This is a genomic window from Amycolatopsis camponoti (genome assembly GCF_902497555.1).
In the GTDB taxonomy this organism is placed as follows: Bacteria; Actinomycetota; Actinomycetes; order Mycobacteriales; family Pseudonocardiaceae; genus Amycolatopsis; species Amycolatopsis camponoti.
Map to the genome: position 1 here is coordinate 429,598 of NZ_CABVGP010000002.1, position 13,247 is coordinate 442,844.

A 13,247-nucleotide genomic window follows, 5' to 3' on the forward strand; every position below is an offset into this window, starting at 1 on the left:
GCACGGACCCGCTCGTGTAGAGCGGTGAACTCTTAGACCCGCTTGGTGCGCTGCTTCCACAACACGGCGAGCCACCGCAGGGCGATGGTGCGCCGCGCGGCGTCGAATCGGGCGCGGTTGCCCGGCGTAATGCCGAGTTCGGCTTCGGCGCTGGTCCAGACGTCGTCGGGAATGACGCGGGCGCTGATGTGCTCGATGTGGTCGGCGGCGTCGACGGCGATGTCGGAGAAGCCGCTGAACTCGAAGTCCGCGACGTAGGTGGTCTCGCCGTCGTGGAGCCAGTTGAGCAGGTTCGCGTCGCCGCGGGAGTAGACGGGGGTGGCGGGCTGTGCGAGCAGTTCGGGGTCGCCGCTGTTCTCCCAGCGGTGCAGGAGAGCGAGCATGTCCGGGGTCTGGGGGTCGTCGGCGGCGTCGGCGAGCTGGCCGGGCCAGACATCGGTGAGCCGGGCGATGTAGTGGCCGATGGAGTCGACGCGTTCCAGGCTGGCTAGCGGTTCTTTCAGCGGAATGCTCTGCAGGACGCGGGTGGTGTTGGCCAGCGACTTGATGGCCGACGCCGGGTCGAGAACGTCGAGGATTGGGGAGCCGGGCAGCAGTGTCATGCCGAGTGCTGGCTGTTCGGGGTGCTCGTCGAGCCACAGCGGTTCCGGTGCGCTGCCCAGGCCGGCGGCGTGGGTGAGGCCGTGCCACTCGCGCTCGACGCGCTGCCGGTCCGTCTTCTTGTAGAGCTTGATGCAGATCGGCGTGGGGGCCGTGGTCCAGGCGAAGACGTCGTTGTTGCGACCACCGTCGAGTGCGTGCAACCCGTGTTCGTCGAGTGTGGCGGCCAGTGCGTCGGCTCCGGCTGCACGCGCGGTGCGCAGGGCGCTGAGCAGGTCGATGGGAGCGGTGTTCTCGCGGTGGCTGGCCAACGTGGTCATCGTCTCGGACTCTCGGTTTCGGCTCGGCGCGGATGGGCGGGATTCAGCGTAGGAGACAGGCTCGGCGGTTTCGTGGTGCCCCGCACACGGGCTCAGGTCGATGTCGCCCGTCTGGCTGATCTGACGCAGAGTGGCGTGAATAGCTTGGTGGGTGTCGACCGGGTCGAGATCGGTGACATCGAGGACGGTTAGCTGGGGGTCTCGTGCGGCAAGCAGTGCGTAGCCGTGGTCGACCCAGGTGAGGTGGGCGCGTTGTTCGCCGGTGAATGCGTGGCGGCGGTCTCCTCCGCGTTGGTCGGCGCGACGAGCGGCGACCTCTGGGGGTACTCGCAGCCACAGTGCTCGGGTGGGGCGTGGCCCGGCCAGCGCTGTGAGGGCGTTCAGCCAGTCGAGCGCGACGTCGGCGGGTGCGCGGTGCTGGCGGAGTAGGGCGGCGATCGCGTAGGAGGCCATCGTGTGTATGCCGCGGTCTTCGATCACGACGGTGGCAGGGTCCTCGGCCAGCGCTGGATCGAGGACGGTGGCGACGAGGTCAGCCCGGATGGCAGCAGTGATCATGGTGTCGGTGATGGCGTCGCCGCTGCGCAGGAAGGGGTCACCGCTGGTGCGCAGCAGTTCGACGAGGCTGGCCGCCACGGGATCGGTGTCCAGGGTGGCCAGGTCGGACAGAACAGTGACGGGCTGACCGCTGGCTTTCAGACACCTCGCGAGCATCCGGCTCTGGGTGCTCTTGCCCGCGCCGGGCAGCCCCTCGAACGTGATCAGCACGCCACGACCTCCTCGCCGGTGAAACCGTTGATCGCGCTCGCACGCTGGACGATGCCGAGGATGTCCTCGATCAGGGTGGGTGCGGCGGCGATGGTGCAGCGGGAGGCAGTGGTGTGGTCAGTGCCGTCGAGATCGGTCACGTTGGCGCCGGCTTCGCGGGCGATGACGGCTCCGGCGGCCATGTCCCAGGTGCGGTTGCCGAGGGTGATCGACGCGCCCAGGGCGGAGTCGGCCAGCAGCGCGAGGTCGGCCGCGGCGGTTCCGAGCATCCGGATGCGTTGCGCTCGGGGCGCGAGGTCGGCGTGGATCGCCAGCATCGCCGCGTTGCGGGCGGCGGCGTCGGGTCCGGTGCCGTAGTCGCCGACCGCGACGATCGCCTCATCCAGGCGGGCCGGGCCGGCGATGCGGATCGGGTGGCCGTCCCGGCAGGCGCCGAGACCGTCCGCCGCACAGTACGTGCGGCCGAGCTGGGGCAGGGCGATGACCCCGAGCGGGGGGTCCTCGTCGACGACCAGGGCAAGGGAGATGCCGGTCAGCGGGATGTCGTGGGTGAGGTTGGCGGTGCCGTCGACCGGGTCGATGACCCAGCGGGTGCCGCTGGTCGGGCCGCCTTCTTCTTCGCCTTGGACACCGATTCCTGGAGTGGCGCGGGTCAGCTCGTCGCGCACGATCCGTTCGATGGCGAGGTCGACGTCGGTGGCCATATCCCGGTCACCTTTGCCAGTGCAGGTGCGGGGACGGTGGGTGCGCAAGAACGCCGCGCCGTGCTCGACGGTCGCCTGCGCGATCAGCAGCAATCCTGGCAGTTCGGTGCTCACGAGGTCTCCACGGTGGTCGGGGCCGGCGGATGAATCACGGCTTCGGACGGAGCGAGGGTGTCCAGGTGGCGCAGGACGATGTCGACGTTGGTCGCGACGGGCTTTCTGGTGTCCAGCAGCAGTTTCGGGCCGGTGATCGGCACAGCGGTGGCGGCGAGTTTCTGGTGTAGCTGCGGGGTGCGGTTGGCCGCTGGGTGAAGGCCATGCTGGTGATCGGCGGTCAGCCGGGCGTGAGCGACGTCCACTGGGCAGACGCATTCGAGCAGCAGCAGGGGTTGCCGGTGCGCCCCGGCGAAGGACCGCAGGTCCTCGACCTGGCCGGGAGCCAGCCAGGTCCGCCCGTCGAGCACGACGCTCGTGGCGGGAGCACGCAGCCACTGCCAGACCGCGGTCGCGAACAGGACCTGGACGCAGTGGTCGTCCTGGTCGCGGGTGTAGGTGGTGTGCTCGGTGCCGAACAGCGCGTGCCGGACGGCGTCTTTGCGCAGCAGCAGCGCGCCGGGAATGTGGCTGGTGAGGTGCTCTGCCAGCGTGGTCTTGCCGACGCCGGGCAGCCCGGCCAAGGCGATGATCATCGGTGCGGCTCCTCGTCGACTGGGAAGCGGGCCGGGTCGGCGGGCAGCAGAGGCCAATGGGAGCGCAGCACCGACCAGCCGGCGAGGACGTCGGCGTGATGCGGTGCGGGCGGCGCGGTCGCACGGACTTGGCGGATCGCGTCGGCGGCGAGCGGCCAGCGCGGTCGTGCCGCGAGCCGGGCCAGTGTGTGGTTGACCGCGTCGGACGGCGCGAGAATGGGCAGCGGATGGTCGTGCGGGGGCACGTTGATCCCGGTGCGGCGGGCCAGCAGGCCGGGGACGTCGTCGGTGCAGCCGCGCGGCAGGGTCGTGGCCAGGTCGACGACTATGAGCGGGACGATCGGGTCGCCGGTCTGCCGCGTCCAGGTCCGGTTGTCCCGGCTGGGCTCGTAGCCCTGGGCGCGGAGGACGACCTGCGCGCGGTCGGCGTCGCCGGGCGCGATGAGCAGGTCGATGTCGCTGAACTGGCGAGCGCCGGTGCTGGCGTAGAGGGCGTGTTCCACGCTGAGCCCCCCGAGTACGACAGCGGATACTCCAGCGGTGCCCAACGCCGCCGTGTCGGCGAGCGCGGCCACGCGACAGGCGTAGGTCTTGTACCGGTTGGCGCGCAACGTGCTGTCGAGGAACCGCGTCACCGCGCGATCCAGCTCGGGGACGGAGTGGTCGTGTAGGTACGCGGCCAGCAGGCAGAGCGTCTTCGACCGTACCGACTGCTCCAGTACCGCGCCCAGCTCGGTGAGCACGGCATGAGCGATCATCTCGTGACTGTCGGCACCGGTGCCCCAGCACAAGGCCCGCACGGCGTCCTCGGCGAGGCGGCCTGCCCGTCGGTCGGTCATCCCCGACCACCCGGCCCGGCCGCCTGGGTTGCTGCGTGGTCGAGCAGGGCAGCCACGCGGGCTGCCAACGTGTTGGGCGAGTCGGTGACCGGGATCCGAACACACGGCACGGTCCGGGCGAGCTGGTCCGCGACGGCGGTGAGCGCGAGCGCGGTCCGATCTTGGTCGGGCGGCAGCAGCCAGTGGTTGCGGTGCGAGGTGACGCGGGTGACCGGATCATGCATGAAGAACTGCGTGCGTACCAGGACGTCGCGTACCTCGGCCGCAGGCACTGGCTCGGGCGGGAGGTCGCTGGCGCTGCGGTAGGGCCAGAGCATCAGCGTGGGCCGGACCTCGCCGAGGATCTGCGCGGCGGGCAGCGCGGCCCGCAGCTCGCCCGGCTCGATTGCGATCTTGCCGCTGGGCGCGGACTGGCCGGCAGGGCTGTTCTGCTGCTGTTCGGCGGGCAGGAACCTGTTCATCCCCGGTACGGCGCGCAGCGTGCTGGCGGTGGCCCGCAGGTGCATCGGCCAGGCGTAGCCGACCGTGCCGCCGTCGGGGTCACGGCGGAGCAGAAGCCGGTCGTTGGTGACGAAGTCCCCGCCCACCAGCCGCAGGGCGCTCAGCAGGGTGGTGGTCTTGCCTGCGCCCTTCGGCCCGGCGATCAGCAGGCCGTGATCGGCGCGCACGAGCGCGGCGGCGTGCGCGTAGACCGCGTCGTGCTCCAGAAGCTGGGCGGTCATGGCCTGCCGCACGAGTCGGGCGGCGAAGAACCTCGCGGCGTCCAGGCCGCCGGCGTGCACGGTGATTGTGCCGAGCAGTTCGTCGAGGTGCACGAGGGTGGCGTGGTCGCGGATCCAGAACGCCCGGCCGCCGGGCACCCCGATCGACTGGGCCTGGAGGTTCGGCCCGATGTCGTGGTCATCGGCGTCGGCGAACCGGGCGTTCACTCCTGCTTGGTCGACGCGCACGCCGGTGTGCAGGGTGATGGTCCACCGGCTGGCCGCGGTCCGAGTGCGTGCGTAGGAGTAGAGCGTGGTCTCCGCGCCCCTGATCAACTCGCCGCGGTCGGCGCGCAGGGTGACGCTGGCCGTGCCCTGGACGAAGCGGCGCGTCGCGCCGGCAGGCGCGCCGTAGCCGATCAGCGGCCGGATCGGACAGGAGGCGTCGGTGGGCGCGGGTTGATGCTTGCGCGAGCTCGTCATGACGCCGCGGCGGGGATAGGGCGGCGGCCGAAATGTGCGGCGTGCTCCTGCAACCGGGCCAGTTCGGCGGCCGGGGCATGGCGGTAGAGCGCCGCCAGCCCGGAGGGCATCAGCAGGGGCTCGGCCCAGCTCGGGGACTCACCGCGCCGCAAAGGTCGCTCGGTGAGCTCGCGGCAGGAGCCGATCACGGCGATCTTCGAGTCCGTGCGTGCGATGGTCAGCTCAGGCGCGGGCGCCACTCGGTACTTCAGGTCACTGTCGACCGCCTCCCGACTGGTGTGTCCGGTCAGCAGGTCAGCGACGTCGGTATAGACGTTGAACACCGCCGCTGGGGCGTCGAGCACGACGGTCAGGTGCCAGGCACCGAACGGGATGACGACGTGATCACCAGCCCGGCACACGTGATAGTCCATTGTGGAGTTGCCGTCGCGGTCGATGTTGGTGTGCAACATGAGAACCCGCCCGGAGAGACACTGGAAGATTTCGACCTGTGCCGGGGTGTTCCAGTGGCCGAGCGACCGGCCGAGTTCCGGGCTGCCACCGAGATTTGCCGCGGTGTAGACGACGAGGTCAGCGAACCAGGTGTGCGTGCCTTCCGCGCCGTCGATCGGCTGGCCGGTCTTGGGCCGGGGCGCGGCGATGTCGCGGTAAGCGAGGTAGAGCTGCGGATCGATGCCGCGATTGAGCATTGCGCGCACCTCGTCCGAGTGGGCCAGGTAGACCGATCCGTCGGCGTCGGCTCCCGTCAGCAGATCGCGGAGATGCCGAGCACGGCCTTCGCGCGCTGATGCCGCGACGAGCAGATCCAGGCCGCCCGGCGGCAGCGGGCATGGAGAGACACGGGCCGTGGGGATGTCCAGCGGCGTGATCATCAAACGGGTTCCTCGGATCGGTGGGTTCAGGAGCAGGTGGCCAGGACGGCGTCGGGCATCTGGTCGAGGCTGGTGATGGCCCGCACGCCGGCCGGGCAGGGTTTGCCACGCGGGTTAAACAGCACCGCGCGGCATCCGGCGTTCAGCGCGCCGTGGATGTCGGTGGTCAGGCTGTTCCCGACGTGCACGACCCGGTCCAGGTCCGCACCTGCGGCGGCGGCGACCGCCACGAACATCTCCCGGCGAGGCTTCGCCAGCCCGACGTCGGAGGAGAAGACGGTCTCGTCGAAAACCGCGGCCAGGTCGTGATCGTCGAGGATGAGCCGGGACACAGACGCCGGGGTGGCGAGTGTGTTCGAGGTCAGCACGAGCCGGGCTCCGGCCTGCCTCAACGCCCAGAGCGCGCTGTGCGCGCCGGGGATGAGGTCGGGGCAGGCTCGCAGGACCGCGTGGGTGTGCGGCACGAGCAGGGTGTCGACCAGCCGCTTGTCCAGGGGCAGATCCATGACGGTGAGCATCTGCTCGACTTGGCCGCGCACTGGAGGTTGTTCGCCAGTCGCGCGTTGGCGTTGCTGGGTTTCCGCCCGCACGGTGAGGATCGCCTCGCGGACCTGGCCGTCGGGTAGGTCGTGGCCGAACGCGGTGAGCACGGTCGCGAACTCGCGGATCCGCCAGGCGGCTTCGGCGTCACGGTCGCCGTAGGTGATCAACGTTCCCCACAGGTCGACGCTGACCACCCAGCTCTCCAGCGGGCCTGCCGCGGCCGGTGTCACGTTCGCTCCTCGACGCGTTTTCCGTCGAACGCCACGTCGCCCCGCTGGTTGTGCAACCAGATGGTGGTGGCGGCGAGATCGTCGCTGCCCAGCAGCAGCGATCCGGCGACCAGGCCACAGCGACCAGCCTGCTGCCCACAAACAAGAAGGCCACCCGCAATGCGGGTGGCCCCTGCTCGCCTTCAGGCGTCGCGGTCCTACTTCGTGGCCTTCAGCCAGGCACTTGTTCTAGTAAGACCTCTAAGGTGGAGCTAAGGGGACTCGAACCCCTGACCCCCTCACTGCCAGTGAGGGTCGATCATGGTCCTGACCTGCGGCGATAGAGAATCGCCTAGTGAAATGATGCGCTTGGGCGCCGTTGTTTGCAACTGTGTGTTGTTGAGTGCAGTTGTGACAGGGGGTTTGCCCCAGCTGTGCCCCAGTGAAATTAGTGAGAGAACTGGGCATGTAGGCCTCGGACATCCGGCGCACCCCTGGACCGTGGCAACGCCGTGCCCGGCGAACGGGGTTCTCAGGCCGGTTGCAAACAGATCAGAGGTCGTCGGCTTCCTGGTCGTCCGGTTCGGGTTCGAACTCTTCGGGGCGCTCGTCGTCGCCGTACTGTGCGACAGCCTGGTCGCTGAGGTCCAGCACGACCGGTTTGCCCATCGCCTCGGATGCCACTTTGACCAAGGCCGCGGTGCGGGCTTCGAAGAACTTGTCGAAGTCGGCGGCGCGGAGGGTCGCGGGATCGATGTGGTGAGTGGCCACGATCGTGTCCAGGGCCTCCGCCGTTAGACCGGTGTCCTTCTCGAGCTTGGCGAGGTAGTCGCGAGGAGATCGTCCGCCGATCGAGCGGTTGGTCTCGTAGGAGATGGGTGTCTTGTTGACGATACTTTCGCGACGCGCATCGTCGACGTCGTTCTTCGCGCACCAGGCTTTCGGGAAGATGTGGTGTACGTCGATCTTGAGCGGCACAAAGGTGGCGTGTCCGATGATCTTCCGGTACTTCCAGTCGGTCGCGCCTCCGCGCATCATCAGCGCGTAGAGACCCTTATAGGCAGAACTGTTCCTGGTCTTCAGCGACAGTAGCCGACTTTCGCGGAAGCCGGCGCGAGCTACCGTCTCCGGCACGGCGGCAGATTCGCCGAGGGCCCAGGCCGGCACCTGTTCGACGTCGCGGGTGAAGCGTGTCTCGACGGCGCCGCCGTACAACTCGCCCAACACTCCGCACCAGTACCACCGGCGGACGCGCCGGCTCGTCGTGTGGACATCGATCCGGTCGCCCAGCAAGACCCGCAGTACAGCCAGCGGGACCAGCTGCGTCCGGTACGACAGGTCGGCGTCGGTGAACACGTTCTCCTGGGCGAGGAAGCCCGCTGCCCACTCCAGTCCATCGGCGACCTGCGGTGCCCACTTGAGGTAGTCCTGCAGCGACAGTTTCAGAATGTCGGCTCGGCGTGCGCTGGTCGCCGGTAGGTCTCCGGTGTTCGTGGCGGCCTCGGTGCGCTTTCGGCGTCCGTGGGTGGCCAGCAGAGTGACCGCTTGCAGCAGGTCGCTGCTCTGCAGCCCTCTGAGCACCAGGTGATGGTCGAGCCGTTCCTTGAGCTGTCGCCAGTTGTCGTTGAGCCGGAAGTCGGTGCCGTGTTCGGCGAAGTAGGCCGCGTCACCGGCGAACATGGCCGTCAGGAGTTCGAAGACGTCGAGGGCGAGGCCGCCGGTGTTAACTTTCTCGAAGACGGTGCAGACGGCTTCCTTCGTGGTGTCCTTGCCGAGCATGATTGCGGGGATGCGGTAGCCGATCATCGGCGTCAGGATCTCCGCCTGGAAGCGTTGTACAGTGGCAATCCGCGCGTTATCGGCCAGTCCGCCGGGGGCTGCGTACTCCATCAACCACTTCATCGCCGCGGCTTGGTCGAAGGCCAGTGACATCGGGAACATGCCGGCGGCCTGCTCCGAGGGGGAGGTGAACAGATCGAGATCGACGGCACGGCCGAAGTCCGACCGCACCTTGCGATCCGCGGGCACGGACACGATGGCCTCGTCGCGATCGACCGGATCGCCCAGGGCGTTGCCGATGTCCAGGTAATACCATCGCTGGAGCTTCTTCTTGCGGGCATCGGTGGTCTCGACGGGTCGTCCTCCGGTGAGCGCTTGGAACAGCGACGTCATGCGCTGCTGGCCGTCGAGGAGAAGATGGCTCGGGTGGACGTCGTTCTTCAAGGACACGCCTGCCAGTGTCTTGGGCTTGAACCTGGTGTGCGTGCTGCCCGTTTCCAGCATCATGAGCACCCCCATCGGATGCCCCAACGTGAGGGTGGCGAGCAACGAGCGGATGCGGTCATCGTCCCACTTGTACTCCCGCTGGAAATCCGGGAGCTGCAGCTTGCCGCTGCGGACCTGCTGCAGTAGGTCCGTCAAGGGCAACTGCGGGCTCTGAAAACTCATGCTCTTCCTACCTCGTTTCTTCGGGTGCAGGGTGACGTTTGGCCGCGCGCACGGTGGGTGTGGCGCTGCTTCTGGGTTGCGGCACCGTTGGATGCGGAGTCGCAGGATGTCTGGGGCCTTCACCGGCTGGTGGCGTCGCGAGCGGGATCCAGCCGTGCCCGCCGCGTGCGGTCGCGTCGGTCATCCGGTCGAAAGCCTCGAGGACGAGACGGCGCGTGCGGTACTCGCTGAAATCGCGCTGCTCGTATTTGCGTACGACGGGGAACGAGTCCAGGATGTGCTCAGACTCGGCGCGGGTCAGGCCGTAGACGTGGAGCATGGCGGCGTCAAGGTCGGCGCGCAGCAGTGCCCGACGGTCGGGGTCCCAGTGGAACGGTGGGCTGTCGTCGTCAATTTCGTTGGCGTACGGCTGAAGTCGCCATGAGGTGTAGGACAGCTCCAGAACGTACGGGGTGACCCACTCGGCAAGAGTGCGTTCGGCTTGCCAGGAGGTCGGTTGGGCAAAGACAGTGGGGGTAGGGCAGGCAAGCTGTTTGACTACTGAGTAGATCATGTGCGTACCACTGATCTTTTGCCTGACGATATAATCGACGGCTATCGACGACCAGATCGCATGCAGGAGCATCCCGTGTTTGGGGTCTTTGGGGAAGGCGAGTGGAAACACGTGGGCGACAGCGCTGCTAGGCAGCACGGATGGTACGAACGTGCGCATGTCGCTGGCGCGGGCAATGTCGCGCCAGCCCAGTAGCCACTTTCGATCCCATTTGGCGTCCAGGGCTGCTGCGACCTTCGGCTGGGCAACCCAGTATCGGGCTAAGGCTTCTGTCTGTGGGTCGTCATGTTGCTCCGCAGTCAGCCTCGGGAGGGAGCCGACGTTCAGCTGAGCCTGGGTCGCATCGCGGTATGTGGAGAAGCGGTGGTCGAAGTGGCCGAGCATCTTCGCCTCGTACAGTGGCAGATACTCGTACTCTTGTCTCTCATACGACCAGCCGTTGAATGTTGCCGCAGTCAGGTCCGTGGGTTGGTGGAACAGCCCTGAATCGTTTGCCATATCGAACAAGCGGCAGAACGACAAGCCCCATGGGTTTCCATCGGCATTGCCGTCTCGGATGAGCACTGGGTGGCGGCGGTAGATGCCTAGGGTGATGTCGGCGTCGGTGCGCGTCCGGAACATGGGGAGCGTTCCGGTGTTGGGGTTCAGCGCCAGAACCTCGTCCGGGGCGAGTTCAAAACGTCTGTCCGGTACATCGGCCAGGTGACGGGTGAGGAAAGCGAAGCGGGTTTGCGCCACGGCCCTGTTTATCCCGGAGATTGCTGTGATCGCGAACCGCATCCGGTGATCGGTTCCGGAGAAGACTCTGTCTTCGTTTTCGAAGTCGTAGAACGTAAGAAGACGCTTCTCGTCGAGTGTGTCCGCGAAGAACGGCGCAGTGGTTTTGTCTGTGGCGAGACCAGTGGGGGTGAGCATGCCGGCGATTCCGGTCGGTGCGGTTATGGTGCGCATGGTTTCTGCGAAGACGCTGTAACTATTGACATCTCCTTGGCCAGTGAGGGGATAGCGGCCGCTGTGAAGAAGGAGGTGGCTGACGCCGTCCGACATGCGAAGTGCTGACAGATAGGCGTCGTACAGGGGCGGATCTTGGATGGCCAGGACCTTGATCATGCTGGTGCGGATGGCGGCGGTTTTGGCGTCGGCGATGTCCTTGCGCCCGATCGCGGAGAAGAACTCTTTGTCTTGGATCTTCACTCGGTCCCAGGTCGGGTTGCCGATGACGCACGAGAAGCCGCCCTGCCAACCGGTTACGGGTTCTACGCTCTTGGAACCAGTTTCGGGGGCGGTGAAGATGCCGGGGAACTCGAGATGCCAGTGGAAGACGCGGTACTGCCGAGCGAGGTCGCCAACAGTCTTGCGAAGGGATGCGGGAACACTGGTGGGGTCCTCGATGATCTGGCGAACGGTGTCGTGGGTGATGCTTTGGCCGGTTGAACGTGATTTGAGCTGGAGGAACGCGGTGCACCAGGCGTCTGCGGCGAACTTCTTGGTAGCGAGGTCAGGATCGTCTTCCAGACGACGCCAGCTGTCAGCTCGGGCACGAATCGTCGCGAGGGTTGTGGCTGGCATCTCCTCAAGTTGGCGTGCCTGCTTGGTCAGCGCGGCAGTCTCGACGTCGAACGCCGTCACTTGGCCGGATTCGCGGGCCCGTTCGGCCTTGTTGCGGGCCTTGAGCTTGGCAGTCCAGGCGGGGTCGTCGCCGGTGAGGACAGCGAACGCAGCGTCGGGGACGCCCTTGCGGATCAGCGCGGGAGTGGTCCCGAGTAAGGAGTTGCCGACCTTGAAGTGGGCGTCGAGGAAGGGAAATGGCCGGGAGCCGTCGAAGGCTTCCAGCCAGAGTGCGACCTTGGTGATCTCGATGGCCAGGTCGTTGAGGTCGACCCCGTAGAGGCACCGTTCGATGACGTCTGCGGTGGCAGCACGGAGTACGCGAGGGCTGGGTTCGGTGTCGCCGGTGCGAACAGTGGCCAGGGCGGTGGCGATGCGTCGGGCTGCAGCGACGACGAAGTGTCCGCTGCCCACGGCGGGGTCGACGACGGTGATGGCCAGCAACGCGGCTTCGGGGTCGGCAGTGTCGAGGGCTTCGGTGATGAGCGGGTCCAGGGCCTCGTCGAGGACGAGCGCGATGAGGCCGGATGGCGTGTAGTAGGAGCCAGATTTCTTGCGGTCGTTGCCGGCGGCGATTTCCAGGCTGAAGGTTCGGGCGGCTGCGTCGTAGCGCGGGGTGTAGGCGAGGAGTCCTTCGTAGATACCGCCGAGTTCTTCGCTGTCGAGGTTGCGGTAGTCGACTGGGCGAGCGGCGCCCGTTTTGATGTCGGTGATCTCGGCGAGGGCGCGGATGGCGGCCAGCAGGTCGCGGTTGGGAAGGACGGCGTTGGCGAGGATGCCGAGGTTTTCCCTGGTGAAGAGGGTGGCGCCGAGTCCGGGGAGGGCGAGTTCGTCGAGGCCGTCGCCGGCGAGGGCGTCGGTGACGATCTGGTGGGCGGCCCACAGGTCGGTGTGCCGGGTTCCGGTGCGGGTGGTCGCCAGGTGGCGTAGGCGAGTGGTGGAGAAGTACTCGTTGTAGAGGTTCTGGGCGTCGGTGTCGGTGCTGGCGTTGTGCAGCAGGTCTCGGTCTTCGGCGACGAAGAGCACGATGAACCGGTAGGCGATGCGCAATAGCGCGCGGTGCAGATCCTTGGCCGCGTCGGGTGATGTGGCGAGCATGGACCGTAGGTGGCTGTTCCACGGGTGGGCGACGAATCCGGTTCCCAGGTGGGTCAGTGCGGTGGCGACGCCTTCGCGCAGTTTGGTCAGGGCGCGGGTGCCGTCGGCGATGGCCGCTGTGCGCCATTGCTCCAGCCAGCAGCTCTCCGGGGCGAGTGTGGGTGAGTCCGATTCCTTGTCGTCTGCGATGGGTGCGACGCGGCTGGCGTGGACGGTGAGGAGGAAGAGCCGGAAGTCGGCGTAGCGTTGGTTGTCGAAGATGTCGTCGAGGTCGAACTCCACATAGGACTGTTTGGTCAGGGTGGAGGCGTCCCGGAGCAGCCGGAGGGTGTGGCCGTTCGAGACGATTCCCCAGAGATTGCTGCGGCTGCGGTTGAGGTAGTCCTGCACCATCGATTGGGGTGCGCGGGCGGTGACGCCGGGGGTGCTGTTGTCGATGCTGATGCCGCCGCCCACCAGATGCAAGGGCACGACAGTGGTGGGCTCGCCGGCTCCAGCGGACCAGGTGATGCGATGGGAGAGGGGGAAGTGCGTCGGTTGGGTTTCGCCGAGGCCCGGGGGCAGGTCGATCCCGCCGGTGAGCGTTTCGGGGCGGCCGTAGCCGAGTTCGTAGAGCAGCGGCAGGAGCCACCGGTCCCGGGTCAACGCGGTGGCCGCGTCCCCGGCCGGCCGCCGCGCTAGGGCGGCTTTCCAGGCGTGGTGGGCGCCCAGCGCGGCGTCCCAGGCTCGGGCGACCGCGGCGCTGACGGTCATGCCTGGGGTGAGCTGGTAGTCCTCTGCGGTTTGGCCTGGCATCCGCAGGTCGACGGCGT

9 protein-coding genes are annotated in these 13,247 nt (G+C 67.5%); all 9 read right to left on the minus strand.

Translation table 11 applies throughout. The features are described 5' to 3' along the window. Nucleotides 1–32: 32 nt before the first annotated feature. Nucleotides 33–1,688, minus strand: a complete 1,656-nt coding sequence (locus AA23TX_RS22570; protein WP_155544849.1) for a phosphotransferase — start codon at nt 1,686–1,688, stop codon at nt 33–35. Next, a complete protein-coding gene (locus tag AA23TX_RS22575; protein ID WP_155544850.1) occupies nt 1,682–2,506 on the minus strand; it encodes an inositol monophosphatase family protein in 825 nt (274 codons plus the stop codon). The genes AA23TX_RS22570 and AA23TX_RS22575 overlap by 7 nt, the downstream gene beginning before the upstream one ends. Beyond that, complete coding sequence (locus AA23TX_RS22580; protein WP_155544851.1) at nt 2,503–3,081, minus strand: P-loop nucleotide/nucleoside kinase family protein; 579 nt, start codon at nt 3,079–3,081, stop codon at nt 2,503–2,505. Before AA23TX_RS22580 ends, AA23TX_RS22575 begins: the two co-directional genes overlap by 4 nt. Continuing rightward, nucleotides 3,078–3,920, minus strand: coding sequence for a nucleotidyltransferase family protein (locus tag AA23TX_RS22585; RefSeq protein WP_155544852.1), 843 nt, complete (start codon nt 3,918–3,920; stop codon nt 3,078–3,080). Before AA23TX_RS22585 ends, AA23TX_RS22580 begins: the two co-directional genes overlap by 4 nt. Continuing rightward, a complete protein-coding gene (locus AA23TX_RS22590; protein WP_155544853.1) occupies nt 3,917–5,104 on the minus strand; it encodes a phosphoenolpyruvate carboxykinase (ATP) in 1,188 nt (395 codons plus the stop codon). Before AA23TX_RS22590 ends, AA23TX_RS22585 begins: the two co-directional genes overlap by 4 nt. After that, a complete protein-coding gene (locus AA23TX_RS22595; RefSeq protein ID WP_155544854.1) occupies nt 5,101–5,976 on the minus strand; it encodes a hypothetical protein in 876 nt (291 codons plus the stop codon). The genes AA23TX_RS22590 and AA23TX_RS22595 overlap by 4 nt, the downstream gene beginning before the upstream one ends. Before the next feature lie 26 nt (nt 5,977–6,002). Further along, a complete protein-coding gene (locus AA23TX_RS22600; RefSeq protein ID WP_155544855.1) occupies nt 6,003–6,749 on the minus strand; it encodes an HAD family hydrolase in 747 nt (248 codons plus the stop codon). Nucleotides 6,750–7,280: 531 nt separating this feature from the next. Continuing rightward, complete coding sequence (locus AA23TX_RS22605) at nt 7,281–9,176, minus strand: DUF262 domain-containing protein (RefSeq protein ID WP_155544856.1); 1,896 nt, start codon at nt 9,174–9,176, stop codon at nt 7,281–7,283. Between the two features lie 7 nt (nt 9,177–9,183). After that, nucleotides 9,184–13,188 carry an Eco57I restriction-modification methylase domain-containing protein gene (locus AA23TX_RS22610; protein WP_230862678.1) on the minus strand — a complete coding sequence of 1,335 codons (4,005 nt, stop codon included), beginning with the start codon at nt 13,186–13,188 and terminating at the stop codon, nt 9,184–9,186. Between the last annotated feature and the right edge of the window lie 59 nt (nt 13,189–13,247).